Genomic DNA, 22632 nt, shown 5'->3' with positions numbered 1-22632 from the left:
CATCGCCCCTTAGTTACGGAACGGGAAGCTGAAGGCTGTAAGCAGCGCTTTTGCTTCGTCGTCGGTCTTGGCAGTTGTGGTGATACTGATATTCAAACCACGAACCGCATCAATTTTGTCGTATTCAATTTCAGGGAAAATGATTTGCTCTTTTACCCCTAAGTTGAAGTTACCGCGTCCATCGAACGCACGACCCGAAATACCGCGGAAGTCACGTACGCGTGGCAGTGCCACGGCAATCAGACGATCCAGGAATTCGTACATGCGACGGCCACGCAATGTGACTTTGCAGCCAATTGGGTAGTCTTCGCGGATTTTAAAGCCAGCGATCGCTTTACGTGTTTTGGTAATTACTGGTTTTTGACCAGAAATTTTTGCCAAATCACCTGCGGCTTGATCAATAACTTTGCGGTCGGCAACAGCTTCAGACACACCCATGTTCAGGGTAATCTTCGTGATGCGAGGTACTTCCATTACGCTGTCGTAATTGTATTTACCTTGCAATTCGGCCAACACTTTTTCACGGTAGTAATTTTGTAAACGTGCCATGATTTGCCCCTTAAGCCTTCGCGCCAACGACTTTGCCGTTGGAGCGGTATACACGCACTTTCTTGCCGTCGACTTCGCTAAAACCCACGCGATCGGCTTTTTCCGATTCCGGGTTGTAGAGAGCAACGTTAGAAATATGAATAGGCATGGATTTTTTCTCGAATCCACCTTGCGTGCCAGCCATAGGATTTGGCTTAACATGTTTAGTTACTACGTTGATACCTTCAACCAAAATACGGTCTGCACCAACGTTAAGCACTGTGCCGCGGCGCTTTTTATCGCGACCAACCAACACAATAACTTCGTCGCCTTTACGGATTTTTTGCATATCCTCGGCTCCTTACAGCACTTCTGGTGCCAAAGACACGATCTTCATGAACTTCTCGGTACGCAATTCGCGCGTAACGGGTCCGAAGATGCGAGTGCCAATAGGCTCCAGCTTAGCGTTTAGCAAAACGGCAGCATTGCCACCGAATTTAATCAGCGAACCGTCTTTACGGCGAACACCCTTGGCAGTACGAACTACCACAGCGTTGTAAATTTCGCCCTTCTTGACGCGTCCGCGCGGGGCCGCTTCTTTAACAGTGACTTTAATAATGTCACCGATAGCGGCATAACGGCGCTTGGAGCCACCCAACACTTTAATGCACATAACGGAGCGCGCACCTGTGTTGTCGGCCACATTAAGCGTGGTCTGCATTTGAATCATGATTTTTCCTGTTCCAACTTAACCGCGTTTTCCCCGAGAGCAGATAGCTTACAGTACAACGCAACCAGTTTTGGTCCCGTCAGATTCGACGCTTCTACCACACCAAGCATTGTGCTGAAATGGCTTATCCGCCGAACCCTGGGTTGAAATCTTGCGAGAGACAAAACGTTTATTTTTTACTTGTACGTGCGGGCTTGTGCGCCCCCAAAGACAAGTAAGTCAACAATAGTACCTGAAACCAACCCCTTAACGCAAGTATTAATCGCTTAAATTGTTGGATTTACAGTACTTTCTTGCAACAAGGAGCGAATCGCCTGTGGCAACTCTTGTGGGGCCACATTGAATCGCAGCGTGATACCCAGAGCTGCACACGTCTTAAACGTGGCCAAGGCTAATTCGCGTCCACCGACGCCATCAAAGCGCTCTTGAACAAAGTCGGCATTGATCCGCACATAAGCAATCGGAAAACGGTGTAAAAACTGAAGCGCTGTGGGCTGCTCGACGACTCGGCGCAAACCAAACTGCACGCCTAAGCCAGTAAGTGTCTGCACGAAGTGCGCGACAGGCTCGGTGTAACTGACCACGCCATAGGCATCAAGCTCAAGGTAGAGACGGCCTGCCGCGACCTTGGATTGCGTTAATTCGTTTTCAAGCTCTTCAAGAAAACGGGCCTGTAATATTGACGGCACGGATACCCGTAACACTAAACGGCCTTCGTTATGGGCTAGCCAATCCAGTCCCAACTTAACGGCACGTAAATCACAAACCGCGGATAAGCCAAGCCGCACGGCAACCGGCATAAAAAGGTAGGCAGAAATACTGGAGGCATCAGACGTTAAGGCCTCAGGTGCAGTCTGAGCGCCGTCAGCGTGAGGGCGTCGAAGCATCAATGTGGCTTCATAATGTGGCTCGGTAGTATTGCTATCGACCAATGGTTGCGGCAATACGGCAAGCGTAAACGCATCTTGAGCCAAACCGTCTTGAATCAGCTCTCGCCATTGCGTTTCACCCACCCCCTGCGCCATCGCGCTGTGCAAACTCGCGCTACGCGATAGGTACTCAATCTCGGTGTGGCCTGCACTTTCGGCTGACATTAAGGCTTGATCCAAACGCCCTAGCACCATGGCCAACGTGTCCCCTACCCCGTAATCCGTCAGCGCCATCGCCCAGCGACAAAACTGCCCGCTTGGCAATTGAACGCGCAACTGTAGCAAGCAGGTCTTAAGCTGCTGTGCGAACAACGACACAGCGGGCCCCTCAAGACTGGGCAATAACACCACAAAATCAGACCCATTCAAACGTGCCAATTGCGCAGGTGTGGTCGTATTCTTCGTTAAGGTCTCGCTAAGTTGATCTCCTACATTACGCAGCCATGCATCCACATTCATTCGGGTCATGACCGTGCTAATCGCCGCCAAATCTCGCTGTCTAAACAGTAAAACGTGGCCGCCCACCTTCTGTTCAGATTGTGATTCTGAGCTTAAGGCTTTGCGTAACTCATTCACAAAATAACGACGATTTGCTAAGCCGCTGACCTCGTCACGATGAAGTTCGAACTCAAGGGATTCGATACGAGCATGCTGCTCTTGAGAGGTTGCTAACACGCGTTTTTGTACATCGTCGATGGTTTGGCTAACGGCGTCGAGCTCGGCAAACCGTGAGCGGGCAGGCTTCGTCGTGGCGGGCTGTTCATTTAACATCCCAGCCACACGATCGGCCACCTCTACACGCAAGGCACGGCGGAGCCATCGTATCAGCACAATGACAACGCAAGCCCACACCAGACCCGCCACAAGCACCCACGTAAACACCCGTAAAAAGCTTGACCAGAGCGTGTCGCGCGCATACGCCGCATCGGCCTGCACCACGACTTGCCCCAACTGCCTCCAACCATCGCTAACATGCGCCACCGACGCCGAATGCTGAATGGGCAACGCATTACTAAACCACTGGGGCGCAACGGAGCGCTGAGCCGTGCGCTCGGGCTGTGCGCGTACAACGATACTTTCGCCGGACGTATCCATTAACTGAATGCGATGAAATTGCCCTGTATCGTAAAGCGCCGACACCAGTAATTCTTGCGTTACGGGGTCTTGGTTGGCAGGTTGCGATAAGGTGAGAGCCAAAGAGGTGGCGGCCGAATCACTTTGCGCTTGCAACTGGGTGCTTAAGTATTGCCGCGCCGAGTCCACACTAAACCACCCCGTACCCAGAAGAATAGTCAGGATAATGACGGTGACACTTAATAGCAGGTGTTTCAGTAACGACATGGTCTTCCTACGTGTACGAGCCTCGTTAATGAGGCGGAAATTGCTCGCCCTAGCTTCATCCAGTTGCTCATGGCCTAAACCCCTCGTTGCGCATCTTCACCAATAACCCCCGCCAGTTACCAATGCTATCCACCGATGCAGGCGCCGCCCCTGCCACATAGACACCTTGCGAGTTAAAACTAAACACTGGGGTTAAATCGGGACGCTGGCTGGCGGGTCGGATGGAACTGGTTAGATTATCAAGCAACAACGGCTCGGCATTGGGTTGACTGTAATAGCCCAGCACCATGTGTGCAATACTGCGCCCCCCTACCTGCGCGCGCACGTAGATCAGTCGTAACTTCTCTGACGGCATGCCCGCATGAATTAGCGAGAAGTACTTACCAATGACATAGTCTTCACAATCGCCCATACGTCGCCCTAAGGTTTCCAGTGGCGTCGCCCAATAGTCTTTTTGCCCCCAAATGGCACTGTCTTCTCCGGCCAAAACATGGGTGTTCCAAAAGTCATTAACGACCTTTAATAATTGCGCATCGGGCACCCCATCAAGGTGCGTTTGCAGGCTCAACCAGCGCTCTACATTCTTAAGGCCAGACGCATCAAATTTTTGTTTTGCTGTGCGTCGAAGCTGCGTCTCGTCGAAGTGAAACTGACTTTGTACCCATGGCGTGAAACACAGCATCAACGCCAACGCCAAAACGGCAGCGAGCAACTTGATGCGATGGTTCAACAAAAGCAGCATAGGCAAGAATAGGTAAACGCCAAGGGTAAATAACATTAACGGCGCTATACCTAAAGTATTTACCGCTATCGTTACTGGTTTATACCCCAGCCAAGCTGGCCTGACACTACCTTTACAACAAAAACGCCTCGCAACCCACAATAGGTCGCGAGGCGCTGAATAAGGCACTATGCAAAAGTGCCTTGGTTTAGGGTGAGTCAGACTTAGGTGTTAGCCATTCGAACCGTCTGTTTTTGTCATTAACGACTCTGCCACTTTACGTAAAAACTCAGCATCCGCTTCGATATGAAGCTCAGCCTTGTCATTCGCATTAGTGCTGACATACACATCCCTTCCATTATCTCTATCTGAATCATCGGAAAGAACCCAACCTTCGGCCAAATCAATGATGTCACCATCATCAGCCTTAATCGTGAGTGTGTTTCGACCATCGGTCATCTGCAGCACGTCATCGGCACTTAGGTTACTGAGCTTGTGATTAAAGCCTTCACGAGTCAGGTCGAGAGTTTCGATGTTTTTGAATAACGTCCCGCCTTCAGTGGTAGCAAAATCGATGTCTTCATCGAAACGCAGCCACACGGTGTCGTCGCCTGCACCACCATCAAGCAAGGTGGAGCCGTCGAAGAGCAAGTTCTCGTCGTTGCCAGCGGTAGGTGCTGTTTGGGGTCTTAGCTCCAGATCAAACTCGTGCTCAGGCGTTGATGCAGACGGATCGCTTGCCTTGTCGCCCTGACCGTCTACTGTCCAAGCTTCAACCTTGATTTTTCCATTTTCACTCACAGCGCTTTGGGCTTGAATAAAGCCTAAGCTATTTGCTTGATCCTCGGAGAGACCCGACAGGACATAACTACCATCCGCGTTACGGTCAATGTGACTTTCAGAGATCAGTACCTGATTACCGTCGATGTCCCGCACATAGAACGCCGCATGTTCACCCAAACCTGTCAAACGAAGCGAAACCGTTTCCGTTGACTCATCGACTGCACCGGGTACCGTTGCAGACAAGTTGTCATTCATCGTCAGGTTAAGGCGTAGTTCGACAATCTCTCCTTCTTGACCAAAGACCAAGGCGGGTTGCATGCGCTCGATACCGTCTGCCACAGGTTCAACGACCATAATAATATTGATGGTAGTTTCTGCGACATCGTCCAAGGCCTTTTCACCGCTTAACACCGAAAGCTGAATACCCTTTAAAGTACCGCTCCAGTTTTGTGGCGGCTGGATGGCAATATTTTCGGGTAGCTTGCCATCAGCACCGATCGGGATTGACCATGTGTTAGTACCATCATCAGTCGTCCCTGTGTTCTCGGCTAACTTAACCTCCTGTCCATCGACAAATATCAGGAAGCCAACGGGCACGCCTTTCAACACCGCCGAGTGCACAACTTCAGAACCATCGCTATCTGTTAGCGAGCCTGAAATATTCAAGGGAATATTGCCCGTTCCACTCGAGTTTTCCTTACCGGTTACGGTCGCGGTATCGCCATCAATAACCGTGTCACCTGTAGCGCCAAACTTGTAGTCATTGTTTACCTGATCGATGTAAACGGTCTGACTGTCGCCCTCTGCTACTTTCGGAGTTGCTGCACCCGCTTCGGTGTGCTCTACCCACGCTTTTACATTCAGCGAACCGCCATCCTTGCCGCCCTTGTACAAATCATTTTCATGCGGTGTGTAAACCAATGCAATAGGCGCCGTTAAGGTAGCGCCCGCCTCGGCTCGGATAACGTAATACTCCTGCCCTTCCTCCATGCCACCGATTACATCGTCAGACGTAACCGTGATTTTATCGACAGGTTGACCGTTATGCGTCAAGGTGCCACCGGTAAAGCCATCCGTATCCAAAGTGAAGTACAAGGTGTCGCCCAACGTCTGCGCGCCATGATCATCAGGACTGCTTACATCCAGACTGATCAAAATCGGGTTGCCTTCCTGTGCATGAATGGGGTTCTCATCATCATCTTTAATGACATTGCCATTAGCATCAAGTGCATGGAAGTTGATGCTGATATCGCCCGCATCTGTAACAGGGGTTACCGGTACCAGAGTAGGATCAGCTTCAGTCACTTTCTGGCTACCGTTATCCAGATAACCGGTAATCGTTACATCCAACTCGAAGCCGCCGATTGTGCTGGCGTTGTTATTCCAGTGTTCGGGCAGTTCAACAGTAATATCACCCAACAATGCTTCTAACGCATCATTTTTAGCCGTATCGTCTGCTCCACTAACCGTGCCGGTAATAACCCAACGCTCGGCCCCATCCTCACCAGTGATCTGGGTGATGGACACACTACCTTCAGACCCTGTCCACGTAATGTCAGCGCCTTCGGGTATGTTATCCAGCACCAGCGAGAAATGCAGGTTGGCAGCGCTATCTGTACCTTTGTGCACGTCTACCGTCAGATCAAACACATCGCTTAAGACGAAGGGCTTGTCTTCCTCTGCTATGTAATTTTTAGAAGTGTAGTTAACTCTTTCGATTGACGACAGCTCGCCACTACCGGGACCGTCCCCTGTGCTTTCGAAGTTCCATGTAATGGTATCGTTCTTAAGCCCTGCAGCGCCTGCATCCTGCGTAACCACCGTAATGGAGACTTCTTTATCCCCTGTGCCTAAGAAGTCGGTTGGGGTGAAGTTAAGCGTGGCGTTAATCGAGCCATCGCTACCGCCTTGTGCTAAGAAGGTGGGGTACGCATCAGCAGGTATATGTAGCACCCACTGGCCTTCGCCGATATAACTGACGTTATTAAACGAAGTACCATCAACCGTCATGCCATCCAGCAACAAGCCCTCAGGCGCTTTGACCAGAAACTGTACAAACTGCTCGCTGCCGTCTACGTCTGCCTTATTACCCGCGTCAGCGTCAAGTTGCTTGGTCAACACGATATTCAGGCTTACCGAACTCTGTGCCAGATCGACTGTGTCAGGTTCGTCGACTAGCGCTACCGCTACTTCATCCGTAACAGGAGTCACGTTCAGCGTGTGGGTGCCATCTATTACGCCAGTAACAGGTCCAACCACAGGGTTTGTAGCATCTGGGCCTTCATCACTGTAATCGGTGATTTCAGCTTTGAACTCAAAACTTAGTTTGTCTTGACCTGTCAGGTTGTCGGCAAAGTTCGCATCCGGTTTAGCGTGGATTTGATTGATTGCAGGGCCAGTGATTTTGATGAAGCCATCATAGTCGCCTGTGCCCCAATTTACATCAGACACATTGTCATCCGCAGCCAACTCTGCAAGTTTTTTGGCGGGATCACCAATTGTCAACTCAAAGCCACTAATATCGCTGGCTTTAATCCAAACCGCAGTCAACGCTTCGTTCTCACCCTCAGGCTGGTACACGCTAAAGTCGATCAAGCCTCCAACGTCTTCCTCAATGGAAGAGTCAAGACTTACCGTCGCCTCTGGCGTTGGGGTGATGTGAACCGTAACATCTTGCGGTGCAGAAGTCTGTGAATCACCATCGTTTTCTGTGGTCACCGGCACCAGCTGGAAGGTCAGCTCGCCACTGTAATTCTCAGGTGCTTTGATCTTCACGGTGTCGGGAATGGAGCCGTCTTCATTGATTGGAATAATCCACTCACGCGCTTCGCCTTCGCCGCGGGTGAAGATACGACCACCTTCTACCGTAAAGCCTTTAGGCAAACCGGTTAACCGTGCAGAAACGGCTTCTGAACCATCGGTATCGGTGGAGGTGATGCCTTTCACCAAGCTAGATAGAAGAATGCCATCAGTTTCAGCGACCGCCTCAGTCACCGTTACCGGTGCGCCACCAGGCTGCGTTGTAAGTTCGACCGTAGCCTCATCAGCCACACCTTTCACGCGGACGGTGATGTCCTGCTCTTTCCACGCAGAATGATCTGTCTGGGTTTCCGTTTCAGACGTCGCTGCTTCGTCGACCGATTGAGCTCCAACCTTCAACGTGAAGTCGTTGTTGCTATTTAAAGGTGGTTTGACGGCGGGGTTGTTAGCCGCGTCGTAATCATTGATGATCAGGCTCCATGGGTCGCCTTTCTCAGCACCTTTACTCACTTCCAGTTTTAGCTCGGCTAACTTAGCTGCTGCATCAGTACCGGTTAAAACCGCGTTATCCGCTAAGGTCACCGTAACATTGCCCTCGGCATCCACGCTCACTTCTACGCGGTCGCTACCTGAACCATACGCAAGCGCAGCCTCATTAGGGATAGCATCGATTTTGACATTAAAGGTCTCGGTAGGATCGGCACTGTGTGGCTTGATCACCAAATTGATAAAACTGTCCTCAAGGCCTCGCGCACCGATAGTCGTTAAGCTGACAGGGTCAGCTACAGGAGCGATAAAGATACCTTCTAGCTTTGCGTTACCTGAAATCGCTTCGTGCGTAACCGACGGATCATCGAAATCGTAGTCCACGGTTTTGGCTTGAACCTCGATCTCAAACGTTCCTGAAACATGCGGGGGCGCCATGAACTCAACGGTGTCCAAGAACTCCATTGGGATTTCAATGGCATCTTCTCCGTTATAAATCAGGGTGTGTACTTTACCCGCAGCATCGGTGTACTTGAACTGCGACCCTTTCGCACTTTCACCGGCTACGCCGTGTACCAGTACAGGTGTCAGTAAAGCGAAGGTTTTTTCTGTGCCGCCATCAGCGCCTTGTGGTGCGCCGTCGGCAGACTTACCGTCTTGGTTCGCCCATCCGGCTTTTAAATCGAAGCCTCCAGCATTCAAACTAAAGAAAGCATCTTCTGTTCCCGCGATCTTACCGCTGTAGTTGAAGCCGGGGGTCATTGTCAGGTCGACAGTTTTGTCCCCATCGCTATCACCACCCACAACCTCGGCCACTGGCGTAACGGTAATTTTCACATCCAATGACTTAATGACGGGATCACTGACTACAACCTCCCCATCAACCATATTTGTGTCAACACTCGTAACATCAAGCGTTATTTTTGCATCCTTACTGCTATGCGCAGGCGGAGTTAGGGTGTAACCGCCCCAGCCTTTCGCATCAACAACACCTTGAGGCACCTCAAACTCATAGGTATCGCCCACTTTAGTGAGTGTGATCTCTTGCTGATCAGCGTCCTTAAGCACCCAGCCTTCTGGAATGCCTTTAACAGTAATAGCAGTAATGACTTCCCCTGACTCAGGATCTGTCGCGGCACTGCTATTAATCGCATCATTATTATCATCGGTAACTTTCAGACCGACCATGAACTTAACAGCGCTATCTTCCTTCGTTGTAACGTTAGGAGCGGCCACGTCGCCCGCTACTGGGTTGATATGTAAGCTTAGGTCTATGGAGCTGGTTTCAACGGCCCCGTTTTCGCTACTACCGTCTTTATCAATATCCTGTGCATGGAGCGTAACGGTAATCTTTTCAATTGTTCCGCTGAAGTCTTTGGGCGGTGTCAACGTAATACTTGGCACATCAGTAGACGTGCTTAGCGAATCCATTGGAGGCAGTGTGATAACGCCATTTGCACCAGCGGTGTAAGCGTCATCAACTACTTTAATCACGCTACCCTCGGGCAAGCCACTGATAACAAACCAACGATCTTCACTGCCATCTGTGTCAGGGCCGCCGATGCCGTCACCACCACGCCCATTTTCATAGTCATCTGGGAAGCTAACTTTCAGGTATGACGTTAAATTAATCGGCTCATCCTCATCGCTGGTAATTTCGCCGGACTTAGCCGTAGTGCCATTATGATTGAACTCCAGCTTAATGGGATCTGTGACTGCTTTGACGGTTACCTGTACGGAGGTTGAGTTTTCGGCTCCGGGTACACCCGCTAACGGGGCACCGCTGGAATCGACTTCGTAGCTAGTAACTTTTGCCGTTACGGTGAAGTTTTTGTTGCTTTCACCCTTCGGCAAAACTTGCATCGCTTCAAACTCTGCCGTGGTCATCTTCAGGGCGTTGGCATCATTTAGCGCTACAGAAGTATGCGGCCCATCGGTTAACACAATGGTGACCGTACCCGTGGCAGGTACACCAGACTCTTGACCGCCAAACAATAAGGTACTGCCCTCGGGGAAGCCGCTAAGTGTGATAACACCTAATAACTCTGGGTTATCAAAACCATCATTCTCATCAGACCAGTCCTTATTGTCTGTTACCTCAGGCGCTTTCAGGCCCAATGCAATCGCTACGTCTTCATTCGTCGTAACAGAATCTGCATCCACAGCAAAAGTAGGCGTATCCGCTATGGGTTTAACAGTGACATGAACGGTCGTGGTGGTCTCAACACCATTTTCGATTGTGGTGTACGTAAAACTATCCGGTCCGCTAAAGTGCTCTTTAGGCATATACGTGATTCGTCCCTGACTATCTACACTAACAGTTCCGTAAATAGGGGCATCCGTGCCTGTTCCAATTTTGATGTTGGTATTTGTGCCATCAGCCGAGGTGTTGAATTCAACCGAGCCGTCTTCATCAACTTCGATCGAATGCGTCGCAGCGTGACCCGGGTCGTCCTTAATGTTCACGGTAAAGGAGCTTGAAATCGTGTCCTCATCCGCATCCGTGACCGTGAAGTTAAAGTGTAATTCCCGGTCTTCAACGGTGTTACCCGCTCCATCTGTTGGATGGTCGATCGCACCCTGCAACTCAAACCTATAGCTTGGATTGGTTGAGGGGTTTTCGATGGTAACGGTAAAGATCGCTTTACCGCCGGCTGTGGCGGTTAATACGTGCCCGTTAGAACCAGCCACAATCTCGTAACTAAGAACCTTATCATCGGACTTCAGGTTCAACTTTTGCAGTTCCGCAATGGTTTCTTGCGTGAACTGCGTGTCTTTGGTATCGCTATTGTCTGCGCCAAAATCAACGGCTAAGCTACCGGTTACGGTTGTTTTAGTCGCATCAGTGTCGGCACTACCATGAGCCAGATTTGCTTCGTAAACCACAGCATCCGCAGGGTTGCCAATAGACGGGCCGTCATCCTTAAAGGAGATTAATTCGCCTATCTGGGCCACTTTATGCTCAACCGCTGTATCGCCGTCACCATCAGTGATGGTGGCTGTGCCGGTTAAGGTGATTTTGTCGGCTGCGAGACTAATAATTTCAGCGTGATCGGTTGTTGGATGATCAATAGGACCAAACTGTGTCAACGTGACTTCGCCGTCGGCATTCACCGAAACAGTGAAGATGGGCGTTGCGCCCACTTTCCCATGGACAACACCGTCTACCACGCTTAGCGTAATAGGCTGACCGCCACTCGCTAAGCCGGAGACTCCACCTGCAACGACGCCTAGGTCGTAAGTCCACTCGATGCCGCCCAAGCCATCCGCACCGGCGTCGGATTCGGCGATGGCGAACACGGCAGCGAAGTTGGCGGAAGCGGTCCCTTTATTATCTGGACCTTTTGTGTCTGCGTCGCGGGTACGTAGCTCACCCACCACTTCACCTAAAGCCACCTCTTTTAGGCTAATGGACGGACCATCATCCAAGAACACAAAGGATGTACTTGCATCAATCGATCCTGTCGCAACGTCGTTATCCGTATCCGTAACTGTAACCGCGACTTTTACTGCGCCAGCCGTAAGGGTGGTTTGGTCGTTATGATCCGAGATGTTGTCATGTTTCACCGCGCGATGCTGCGTTAAGGTGACTTCGCCGGTGTCCGAGTTAATGGAGATGGTGAAAACCAGCCCCCCCGACACGCTTGTACCGCTGATTTGGCCGTTAGTATCCTGATTTAAAGTTACCGATTCACCTGTCGCAGTATCCACTAAACCACTGTTGACGTCGGCGCCGAGCTCCAAGCTGTATACGGTAGTTGCACCATCGGCTCCTTCTTTAATATCGAAAGCCTTCTCAAAATCGGCAGAAGCAGTAACCGGATTACCAGTGGTATGGAGGACAGTTTCATCCACTTCCAGAGTGCCCACAGTGCCAGTCACTGTTACCGTAGGCGCATCATCAATGATGGCTACACTTAAGGTACCTGTAGCGGTGTCACCGTCCAGGTCTTTAAGCTCAATGGCGAACTCATCAAACAGTTTTTCGCCTTGTTGTGCGGACTGATCGTGGATTTGATTATCGCTGAGAGTGTACTTATACGATACGATGCCCGTATTTTCATTAAAGCCAGTAATCGTTAGCTTCCCATGTACGGTTTCCACCTCGACGCCTACATAACCGTCATCACTGGAGAAGATTGATTTCCCCTCAATCTTCAGGTCAGCGATACCGTCAGGCGCACTAACCGTAAAGGTACCTACTTTCGTTAGCTCAGCTTCTACCGGATCCGTTCCATCAGCCAAGTGCTTCTCATCGAGCACCACATCGCCACCATCAGCTGCCGGTGTCAGGTCAGTAATGCTTACCGGTGCATCGACAATACTAATGGTCAGGGCTGCAGTAGCTGGGTCACCGTCGCCATCCGTGATGGTGTAGTTAAACACGTCTGATGCACCACCGCCGGGTTTCGTCATGTCGCGAGCGTAACTGTAGCTACCATTCGCCTGAATCGTTAGGGAGCCGTACTTACCGCCAATCGTAGTAGCAGCGCCAGAGGTTGGCACAGTAACCGTGCTTACCGTTCCGTCTGCTAATGTCACCGTAACCTGCGTAACGGTTGCTCCGTCCGCGCCTTCACGATCATTACCCAACACGTTAAAACTGTCAGCGATACCGTCTAGTAATGTCTCGCCTGCCAATACCGTAGCGGTATCGTCGTTGGCGGTTGGTGAGTCGTCTTTGACGTGAACAACCAACAAGCCTGTTTCTGTTTCGTTACCAGCATCCGTGACGCTAAGTTCCACGTCAAAATTACGAGCGTCGTCCTGCGTTGCTTTGTCGTGTGTTTGCTCCGCATTCAACTCATAGGTATAGCTTAGCGAGCCTGATGTCGGCACGCCGCCTACCAAATCACCTTCGGTAAATCCGGTTAGGGTAATGGTGCCGTGACCTAAGTCAATCTCTGCAGAGTTGTTAATCAGGTCGCGAAGTTCTGCCAGCGTGAAGCTCTTAGCCTCGGTACCTTCACCGATGGTGATAGACGCTAAGCCGTCACCCGCTGTAATAGCGATGGAGCCGGTTGCAATGTGACTGTTGTCGCCATCTACCAGACCACTTTCTTGGACGGTGATGTTGCCATCTACACTTGCGTTTTCATCGCTCGGTGTAATGGATGGTGTGCCATCGGTATTACCATTGATGGTGATGGTCAGATCCGCAAAGGCTTCGTCCCCATCGCCGTCACGTAAGGTGTAGGTGAACTCTTCCACCAACTGTTTGCCATCTTTAAGGGCATTCACCTCGGCGTTGTCGTTATCAAGCTGATAAACGTAGCCGCCGTCTTTACCAATTAGCAGCGTGCCGTATTTACCTTTAAGCGTGGTGATGCCCGACTCGGATACGTCTTTGGCGCTGGCGTTGTCGCCAATAATTTGAACGCCTACAACGGTTGCGCCGTCGGCACCAACGCGGTCCGTCCCGCTATCAGGGTTATTCGTACCGTCGCCCAGAATAACGTTGCCGGAAACCTCTACCTCACCGTCTTCCGAAATACTGTTTACATCACCCTTAGCGGTAGGCACGTCATCCAGCACTTCAATAACCAATGTGCCGGTGCTGGTTTGACCGGGACGGGTTGGACTGTCTACGCTGGTTACTTTCAGGTCAACGGTAACTGTTTTTGCACTATCAGTACCGGTAGTGGGCTGGCCGTGTTCACGGTTATCACCAAGCTCGTAGGTAAAGTTCAGCGTGCCTGATGTCGGCTCACCGTCCACCAAGTCACCTCCGGTAAATCCGGTTAAGGTAATTGTGCCGTGACCGACGTCAATCTTGTCCGATGGGCTAGTAGAAGATAAGGCCAATAACTCGTCTAAAGTGAACTCTTGCCCGCCAATCGTGATCGACGCTAAGCCGTCGTCAGCGCTAACCTTGATCGAACCGTTAGTGATATGGGAGGTGTCGTCACCTGTTAGGCCCTTTTCATTAACGGTGATGTGACCTTGTGCGCTGCCATTGCTATCGTCAGGCGTAATCGTTGCACCAGCACTGCTACCTGTAACCGTGATCACAATATCCTGCTCAGCAAAAGCGCCGGGCTTGTCCGTGACACGAGCAGTGAAGGTCTCAGTAGCGGTTTCACCTTGCTGTAGCGCATTGGTTGCAGCGCGGTCGTTATCAAGGTGATAGGTCCATTTGCCATCCGTACCTAGCTCAAGATAACCGTAGATCCCTTGAACGGTGTGTACATCAGAGGTATCAGGCTTCGTGGGCTCACCATCGTCACCAATCAGACTCCATGTTTGGCTATCGTGAACGTTATTATCATCATCGTTATAAGCCAACTGACCGGTAGTGGTAACTTCCGCTGCATCTTCAACTACCGAACCAGCGTGCTCTGTCGCATCGCTAGTGATCGTTGGCGCGTCGTTAGTACCTTCAATAGTAATGGTGACTTGCTGCTCGGCCGTCGCACCATGTTCATCGGTGATGGTAATGGTGTAGGTCTGAACTTCTTTTTGGCCTTCTGCCAGACTGTTAATATCGGCGTCTTGCACAGTAAACGTCCACGTCACAACGCCATCGGCGGTAACGGAAGCCGTTAAGGTTCCGTACGACGTTGTATTCGACGTGGCAGGTGTCACAGTCGGTGTGTGAGTGGCACTTGAAATTACGCCAGCATCCACATCCGAGAAACGTACTTCTCCAGTCTGAACGTGTTCGTAATTTTCTTCGTTAGGATGCGTTTCAGGTAACTCAGTGATGGTGGCACTATCGTCCGCACCCACAATAACAGGCGCGTCATTACTACCTGTCACGGTAATCACTAATTGTGCGGTGTCTGTTCCGCCTTCGCCATCGCTGATGGTGTAGGTGAATGTGACGGTGGTGCTTTCGCCGTCGGCGAGGTAATCAAAGTCCGTACCCGGATTAAAGCTGTAGCTGCCATCGGGGTTAACGGTTAGGGTGCCACCGTTGCTGCCTGCAATGGGGGTACCGACCGATACGCGGATGCCGTCTTCGTTCTCGATGTCAGTAACAACCAAATCATCGCCGTCAGGGTCGTTATCGTTACTCAATAAGCCCTTGTCTTTCGTAACTTCAAGCAGCGTATTTTCTTCGGTCGTGCCTTCATCGCGCTCGGCAACAGGTGGTGGGTTCAGCGCGGTCCAAGTAAAGGTAAGGTTCGCTGTACCGCCGACTGGGTCCGTCGCCGTCACGATAACGGTGTACACGCCATTGGTGCCGCCTTGGCTGGCACTACGGTCGATGGTGCCGCTAATAATTCCGGTAACGGGGTCGATGCTAAGGCCAGGAGGTAAGCCCGTGGCACTAAAGCTAAGCACATCACCATCGGCATCGGTGAAGTATTGACCAATGTTCAAGCCATCAATAACTTCGCTGTCATCATTAATTTGGGCTAGCGTTAGGCCATTCGACAACAACGCCTCAGGGTCGTTGTTCGATGCGTAGCCTGACAAGCGCTGAATGTCGCGCCCGGGCAAATCGGGGCGCGGGTACTCAAGTGCTAACGGTCGTGTTGTCTCCACGATGCTTAACAAGCGCGTAAAGCTACTACCGCCATCATCTCCCCCGCCAGTGATCACTGCAGCGGTTGGGTCAAGTACCTCGAAAGGGTCATCACCAGCCTGCAAGGCAGCGAGCACACGCGCGGCTTCAGGGTCGGCCGGCAGCGCCACGCTTTGCGCGGCGGGGTCGATATCATCGTTGTCTAACTCGGGGCTGACCACAAACTCACGACCTTCACCCACCGTCATCGGGGGCATACCGTCGGCTTGCAACTGTACGGTAGAGCCATTATCAGTGACAATTTCAGCGTTAGCCGGTACACGCATCCCTTCGCGTATCGCGGTAAGCGATCCATCCGACTGACGTATCCATGCGGTACCGGTAACTTGTGTAACTAAAACTGTATCAATAGCCATTTGACTAGGCTCCATTGCGAAATACTGGCTGTTTGGCGGAGAAAACTCACGCGCGCATGCCGAAAAGATGACAAATTGCTATCAATCATAAAATTTGATGAAGCAAAGGGGTATTGGCGCCGACGACAGTCAGCGGTTTTTTAAGGGTTATCTTCACAATTGTTAACGATTGTGTGGCGTAAAAACCAAAAAAGCCAACCGATATGGTTGGCTTTCTTTGATAGATCAAGAGCTTAACTGGGTTGCCCAGCATAAATTCCGTGTACCTTTAGCGTTAACATTAAACGATCTGTTACATCGAGCTTCTCAAAAACGGATGACAAGTGGGCGCGCACGGTACGTTCGCTAATGCCCAAATCTGTCGCGATCAACTGGTTAGAATGACCTAATGCCGCTCGCTTTGCGACATCGATCTCTCTGGCAGTTAAGGGACTTTGCCAGTCGCCCGTCATCTCGGGTAGCCCTTGGCTAACGGTACTGAGCAAGCGACTAAGCAAGCTTTCTCCGACCCACACCTCGCCGGCAGCAACATGACGCAATACTCGCTCTAACGCCCCTACGGCTCCATAGGCATGCACATAGCCACGAGCGCCAGCGGCCAACGCGGTTTGACCTTCGGTATCATTTGGCGCCGTACTGACCACCACACACTGCAATTGACGGCTTAAGGTTGCCCAACGCGTATCAAGCCAAGGCTTAAGCATGTGATCCACCACTACCAAGTGATGTCCTTGCTCTAACCAACGGTAAACGTCGTCTAACCCGTTTGCGCGTACCACGGACCATTGCGCACTTGAAAGCTGATTCCAGTGCTCCCACAAGTGCTCATCATTCGTTAGGATTAAAACAAAATCGTTATGCTGCATGCCGCTCTTCCTTTAACGCTCTGTAAAAGCGTTGGATCTTGCTCGTAAAATCGGTTTCAACAAGTACTGCATCACCGTTCTTTTACCCGTCAAAATGTGTACATCAGCCACCATTCCCGGCAGGATTGGCCGGTTATCTTCTCCGACATAAGCTTGTTCTGTGCGAACTTTGGCAACATAAAACGAGTTGCCTTTCTCGTCGGTGATCGTGTCAGCACTGGTTTGCTCTAACGTGCCAGACAAGCCCCCATATACCGCAAAGTCATACGCCGTGAACTTCACTTCTGCATTCTGTCCTGCGTACAAAAAACCGATGTCGCGTGGATTAATACGCACTTCAAGCAACAACGTATCGTCGGTAGGGACGATTTCTAAAATATCTTTACCAGGCTGCACCACCCCACCCACGGTATTCGCCGCTAGGGTTTTGATGGTGCCGCGCACGGGTGAGCGGATTTCAGCCAAACGCACGCGGTCCACCAGTGCTAATTGCCCTTGCTCTAACGACGCTAACTTGGCACGCGTTTCAGCCAGTTCAGTGCGAGCTTGGTTACGGAAGATAATATCAATCTCACTGGAACGACTTTCTGCTTCATCAATCGACGCTTGTATGCGATCGATCTGCGCGGCGGCGGCTTTTTGTTCACCGCAGTACCGCGCCACATCACGCTGCAATCGCAGTAAATCCACCTCAGACACCGCACCACTTTGCAACAACGGCCGTGTCATGCGTAGCTCTTGCGAGGTCAGTGCGCAGCTTGAAGCCGCTTGATCTCGATTCGCCTGCGTTTCACGAAGCTCTTGACGCCGTTGATGCAACTGGTCTTTCGCCACAGTTAAATTCGCTTGAAGCTCTTGCATACGAGCCTCCCATACACGGCGTTCCATCTCTGCCAATGCTGGTGCTTTTAACAATACCTCTTCTGGCATATTCAAGTCTTGACCTGACGCAATTGCCTCCAATCTAGCGGCTTTTGCCGACAACGACAGTAGGTCGGCCTGACTTTCGCCTAACGACGAGCTATAGCGAGTGGGGTCAATGCGCAACAGCACTTCGCCCTCTTCCACCGACTGGCCCGGGCGCACAAGAATTTCCTCAACCACACCACCATCCAGACTTTGTACGATTTGAACCTGCCTGGAGGGCACCACCTTACCTTCGCCACGTACGACCTCGTCAATCCAGGCCAAAGCAGCCCAAATAATAAGCATCGCCACCGCAAACAACGATAGCCAAATCAACACACGCGACCCGCGTACGTCTTGATGCGTCTCGACCCAACTGGCGTTATCAGCCATACTTCGTGTGGAAGGCGAGGTTTCACTGGGCCAGTTTTTTTTGATCCACGCTAAAAGGGATGACATTACGCAGCCCTCCGTGCACCACCGATACGGCCTTCACGCAGCGCCGTAATGACCTGATCTTTAGGGCCATCAGCTACGATACGACCGTTATCCACCACCAAAAGTCGATCGACTAAATCAAGCAACGCGGTACGGTGTGTAACCAGCAATACCGTTTTATTAGAGCTGATGTTCTTTAGACGCTCGCGCAGGGCAGATTCGCTTTGGTTGTCCATATTGCTGCTGGGCTCATCCAGTAGCAGAATTGACGGATTATTCATCAACGCCCGTGTAACAGCGATAGACTGACGCTGGCCGCCCGACAACGATTCACCCCGTTCGCTAATAATCATGTCGTAGCCATCAGGGTGACGCGATGCAAACTGATCCACCCCTGAAATACGAGCAGCGGCCAACATCTCTTCGTCGGAAGCAAAGGGCGCCCCCATCATGAGGTTGTGCTTTAGCGTACCGTAAAACAGTACAGGGTCTTGTGACACATAACCCATAGCACGGCGCAAATCAGCTGGGTCAATTTGCTGACTGTCTACGCCATCGATCAGCACAGTGCCTTCAGTGGGTTGATAAAGCCCTAGCACCAACTTAGATAAGGTGGTCTTACCCGAACCGATACGACCCACAATACCAATTTTTTCGCCCTCTTTAATACTAAGATTAATATTGCTGAGCACATGTTGTTCGCTATTCGGGTAATGAAAACTGACCCCTCGGAATTCAACCGTGCCTTTCAAGTTGGGACGTGGCACAAAACTTCTGCCGTCTGGGTGCTCTACCGGTAAAGCCATGTAGCTATCAATCGAGTCCAACGACGTTCGAGCGTTTTGATATTGCATCATCAAACCCGCGACCTGCCCTAGTGGCCCTAAGCAGCGTCCAGCAATCATCGACGAGGCAATAATGCCCCCTAAAGACAGCGCGGCGTCTTGAATTAAATAGCTACCAATCACAATGACGCTGATGGTGACGATTTGCTGCATGGTTTGCACAAAGCTAACCGTCGTTGATGAGGTGAGCTTAATACGAGCGCCCATGGTCGCCAGAAACTGCGTCGATTGTTCCCAATTGCGCTGAGCGTGGCTTTGCGCATTGAGTACTTTTAAGGTCTCTAAGCCGGATAACGATTCCACCAAACCCGCATTGCGCTGAGCCGCCGCTTGAAAGGTTTCTTTGGTTAGTCGTTCCATGCGGCGCTGCGCGATGAACGAGACGATCAACACGACCACAATCGCCACAACCGGAGGGATCAGCATCCACGGCGATATCCAAGCCAACACCGCTAAAAACAACAGCACAAAAGGCAAGTCGACCAAGGTGGTTAAACTTGCCGATGCAATAAAGTCGCGTACCGATTCGAACGAACGCAAATTAGCGGCAAACGAGCCCACTGAGGCAGGACGGGCTTCCATGCGTAAATCCAGTACGCGCTCCATAATTAAAGCCGATAGCTTTACGTCCACCCGTTTGCTGGCCATATCGACTACATAAGCGCGCACGCTGGTCAGCACCAAGTTAAAGATCAGCGCAATACCAATACCCACTGTGAGCACCCACAAGGTGTCCGTCGCGTTATTAGGAACCACGCGATCGTAAACATTCATGGTGTAGAGCGGGATCACCAGTGCAAAGATATTAATTAATAACGCCGCACCGATTGCATCGCGATAAAGACGCCAATTCTCAAAGATGGTGGACCAAAACCAATGTTTACCTTTAAGCGCCGCCACACCCTCTTTAGCGCGGGCTTCTACCTGATAACGTGGCTGGATGAATGCCGCTAAGCCGGTGTAAGTTTGGTCCAACGCTTCCACATCAACCGTCACCGGCGACGCTGCCTCGGGATAATGTACGGTTGCTGTCGAACCATTCACACTGATCAGAACGCAGGCGCGATTTTGCTTTAAAAACAAAATAGCGGGCAAAACGGCCGTGGGCAAAGCGTTAAGGGCACGGCGCACCACTTTCGAGGAGCAGTTTCCTCGATGCGCTGCTCGCGATAGCAGGTCAGGGGTTAAACGATGGTTAACCAGCGGTAACCCTGCACTCAGATGCTGGGCCGAGCACGGGTTGCCGTGCAGTTTCGTGATCTCGACTAAACACGCCAACAATGGGTCATCATGGGTGACATGGGGTGGCAAAGCGTTAGCGAGATCCAACTCGACAGGCTGCTCAGATAAGGGGTTCGTCGTCATTGATTAAGTCCAGCGTATTACGTAGGCGTTTGCGAGCTTGCTTACGTGCGTGCAATTTGCTTAACGCCTCGGGGGGAAGATCGGTCATTCGGATCGTGCCATTTGCAATCAGCACATCGATCAGATCTTCAAGAACGCGAATAAAATCCGCATCGGAGGTAGAAAGCTCGCGCTTGTAATCGTCAGCCATGACTTCCTTTTACCCTAATTGGGTGACATAAATAAGACCGCATAGCCTAAGCATGCGGTCTTTTTGATGCCTTAATTAGCCGTTTGAGCGCGCACGATGGGCGGCTGCAAATTATCACGGTACTCGACCGTAATGGGCTTCAAATTGGCAGCATCGGGAACAGGGGTCAAACACGCCTGTAATGCCTCTTCAGGGAAGTCCAAATGATCGGCTTCCTCTGGTGCTTCGTTATGAGGCTGCGATAGGCCCAACGCCGACAGCAATTGGTGAGAGCTGGCTAACCAGCGGTATTCCGCTTGCTTCAAGTCATATTCGGCGTTTGCCAAAGCACGACGTGCATCGAAAAGCTCGTTTTCGGTATCCAACAGATCCAGTAATGAACGTTGACCGATTTGGAACTGCTGCATGTAGGCCACGCGAACTTTAGAAGTGGCTAGCTCATGCTGTTGCAAGAACGGAATTTGCTCGCGCAACCGGGCAATATTGCTCCACGCAATGGCGAGGTCTTGCTGTGTGTTCCTGCAGGTATAGTCACGTACGTCTCTGGCTGCATAGGCCTGCGCTGCGGTTTGACGTACACGTGCAGAATCCGCACCACCCCGAAACAAATTGTAAGACAGCACCAACTGAACATTAGAGGCTTGGGCGTCACGATAGTTCACACTAGGGGGTTCGTTCCGGTCTTTACCGGTGGCCGCACGAAACTCAAGCGTAGGAGAAAACCGACCTTTAGCGACGTCTTTCCCCGCATTGGCGGCTTGAACCAACGCTTGTTTCCCCAACACAGCCGGATTGCCTCGTAACGAACTATCAAAGTTTTCAGGTTCGTGTGGAAGCTGTTCAGCAATATTAGGGGGATCAAGTAACAAAGGAGCAGCCGACTCGCCCACCACACGACGGTAACGTTGCAACACGTCATTCAAGTTACCCGCTTCGGTCATGACATTACTTTGGGCTAAGGCTTGACGGCCATAGGCCTGCTCTAAGTCTACCCCTCGCCCTACACCGGATTCTTGGCGCTCACGAATTTGCCCTAGGATATTCAAATGCATGGTGTAATTTTCGCGTGCCAACTGCTCCATTTCGCGATAGCGTTGCACATCAACGTGGGCCAATGCTGCTTCCAACGCCACATTATCTACCGACGCTAAAAGCTCGTAGTATCCCGCTAATTTTTCAAAGCCAAGTTGCTTTACTTGATTGATGGTAGAAAAACCATCAAAAATGAGTTGGCGCAGCTCTAAACTGTAGCCGCGTCGATTCCAATCGTAAGAAGGGCTTAACGAGGTACTACCACGCCACTCACGGCCCAACCAGCCTGAGGCATTCACTTCGGGCAACAAGGCACCACGAGCTACATTCTCACCTTCTAAGCTTGATTGGAAATCTTGGAAACGGGCACCCAATTCGGGGTTAGTCAATATCGCGCGCTCTACACTCTGGCTTAATGGTGTGGCGCCCTGCGCATAACTTGCGCCGGTGAAGGCAATACTGATGGCAAGGGCTAGGATTCGAACGTTACGGGCTTGCATCTTGCAGCTCCTGCTATGAATATTTTCAAACACGCACAGCAAAGTAAGCCCCCTTTATTGAAGGCTGCCACTGCACGAGAGGTGGAAGGTGTTGAAACGGGAACAGACTTAGTTAATAGCGCTGGCAAGGCGGAGCTACAGGTTTCAGGCCTGTATTCTTGAAGCATAACCTTGCGTCTTAAAGCTGTGTATAACCCCGCATTTAGGGGTGTAACGCCGTTTTCACACTGTTACGTGATTGTATCCAAAGACTATTTAAATCTTAAAAAAGAATTGTTAATTTCTGGTTTTTCTTTAGAAACACACGTAAAAAGGCAACGAAAAA

The 22632-nt window shown here is 51.1% G+C and carries 11 protein-coding genes; all 11 read right to left on the bottom strand.

Annotated elements, in window-relative coordinates:
• Positions 1-9 precede the first annotated feature (9 nt).
• The 11 genes from rplE to AC2UZI_RS01525 all read right to left on the bottom strand — a co-directional run bounded on the left by rplE (position 10) and on the right by AC2UZI_RS01525 (position 22307).
• Positions 10-549 carry a 50S ribosomal protein L5 gene (gene rplE, locus AC2UZI_RS01575; RefSeq protein ID WP_486942074.1) on the bottom strand — a complete coding sequence of 180 codons (540 nt, stop codon included), beginning with the start codon at positions 547-549 and terminating at the stop codon, positions 10-12.
• A 10-nt stretch (positions 550-559) separates the two neighbouring features.
• The gene (gene rplX / locus AC2UZI_RS01570) at positions 560-877 is read right to left on the bottom strand and encodes a 50S ribosomal protein L24 (protein WP_486942073.1); all 318 of its coding nucleotides are present in this window, start codon (positions 875-877) and stop codon (positions 560-562) included.
• Positions 878-889: 12 nt separating this feature from the next.
• The gene (gene rplN / locus AC2UZI_RS01565; protein ID WP_077734081.1) at positions 890-1258 is read right to left on the bottom strand and encodes a 50S ribosomal protein L14; all 369 of its coding nucleotides are present in this window, start codon (positions 1256-1258) and stop codon (positions 890-892) included.
• A 266-nt stretch (positions 1259-1524) separates the two neighbouring features.
• Positions 1525-3528, bottom strand: a complete 2004-nt coding sequence (locus tag AC2UZI_RS01560; RefSeq protein ID WP_486942072.1) for a bifunctional diguanylate cyclase/phosphodiesterase — start codon at positions 3526-3528, stop codon at positions 1525-1527.
• A gap of 67 nt (positions 3529-3595) precedes the next feature.
• Complete coding sequence (locus AC2UZI_RS01555) at positions 3596-4306, bottom strand: transglutaminase-like cysteine peptidase (RefSeq protein WP_486942071.1); 711 nt, start codon at positions 4304-4306, stop codon at positions 3596-3598.
• A gap of 174 nt (positions 4307-4480) precedes the next feature.
• Positions 4481-16165, bottom strand: a complete 11685-nt coding sequence (locus tag AC2UZI_RS01550; RefSeq protein WP_486942070.1) for a retention module-containing protein — start codon at positions 16163-16165, stop codon at positions 4481-4483.
• 233 nt (positions 16166-16398) lie between these two features.
• On the bottom strand, positions 16399-17031 hold the full coding sequence (locus AC2UZI_RS01545) for a response regulator transcription factor (protein WP_486942069.1): 633 nt from the start codon (positions 17029-17031) through the stop codon (positions 16399-16401).
• A gap of 12 nt (positions 17032-17043) precedes the next feature.
• Complete coding sequence (locus AC2UZI_RS01540; RefSeq protein ID WP_486943688.1) at positions 17044-18330, bottom strand: HlyD family type I secretion periplasmic adaptor subunit; 1287 nt, start codon at positions 18328-18330, stop codon at positions 17044-17046.
• A 65-nt stretch (positions 18331-18395) separates the two neighbouring features.
• A complete protein-coding gene (locus AC2UZI_RS01535) occupies positions 18396-20585 on the bottom strand; it encodes a type I secretion system permease/ATPase (protein WP_486942068.1) in 2190 nt (729 codons plus the stop codon).
• Complete coding sequence (locus AC2UZI_RS01530; protein ID WP_486942067.1) at positions 20563-20775, bottom strand: hypothetical protein; 213 nt, start codon at positions 20773-20775, stop codon at positions 20563-20565. Before AC2UZI_RS01530 ends, AC2UZI_RS01535 begins: the two co-directional genes overlap by 23 nt.
• 71 nt (positions 20776-20846) lie before the next feature.
• A complete protein-coding gene (locus AC2UZI_RS01525; RefSeq protein ID WP_486942066.1) occupies positions 20847-22307 on the bottom strand; it encodes a TolC family outer membrane protein in 1461 nt (486 codons plus the stop codon).
• Positions 22308-22632: the final 325 nt, after the last annotated feature.

Source organism: Paenalcaligenes sp. DL 463, assembly GCF_057475185.1.
This window is presented reverse-complemented; position numbering and strand designations above follow the sequence as displayed.

Excerpts from the sequence above, each read along its gene's own strand:
- rplE (WP_486942074.1), bottom strand. The coding sequence starts at position 549 with ATGGCACGTTTACAAAATTACTACCGTGAAAAAGTGTTGGCCGAATTG.
- AC2UZI_RS01535 (WP_486942068.1), bottom strand. The coding sequence starts at position 20,585 with ATGACGACGAACCCCTTATCTGAGCAGCCTGTCGAGTTGGATCTCGCT.
- AC2UZI_RS01560 (WP_486942072.1), bottom strand. The coding sequence starts at position 3,528 with ATGTCGTTACTGAAACACCTGCTATTAAGTGTCACCGTCATTATCCTG.
- rplX (WP_486942073.1), bottom strand. The coding sequence starts at position 877 with ATGCAAAAAATCCGTAAAGGCGACGAAGTTATTGTGTTGGTTGGTCGC.
- AC2UZI_RS01540 (WP_486943688.1), bottom strand. The coding sequence starts at position 18,330 with ATGGCTGATAACGCCAGTTGGGTCGAGACGCATCAAGACGTACGCGGG.
- AC2UZI_RS01555 (WP_486942071.1), bottom strand. The coding sequence starts at position 4,306 with ATGTTATTTACCCTTGGCGTTTACCTATTCTTGCCTATGCTGCTTTTG.
- AC2UZI_RS01545 (WP_486942069.1), bottom strand. The coding sequence starts at position 17,031 with ATGCAGCATAACGATTTTGTTTTAATCCTAACGAATGATGAGCACTTG.
- AC2UZI_RS01550 (WP_486942070.1), bottom strand. The coding sequence starts at position 16,165 with ATGGCTATTGATACAGTTTTAGTTACACAAGTTACCGGTACCGCATGG.
- AC2UZI_RS01530 (WP_486942067.1), bottom strand. The coding sequence starts at position 20,775 with ATGGCTGACGATTACAAGCGCGAGCTTTCTACCTCCGATGCGGATTTT.
- rplN (WP_077734081.1), bottom strand. The coding sequence starts at position 1,258 with ATGATTCAAATGCAGACCACGCTTAATGTGGCCGACAACACAGGTGCG.
- AC2UZI_RS01525 (WP_486942066.1), bottom strand. The coding sequence starts at position 22,307 with ATGCAAGCCCGTAACGTTCGAATCCTAGCCCTTGCCATCAGTATTGCC.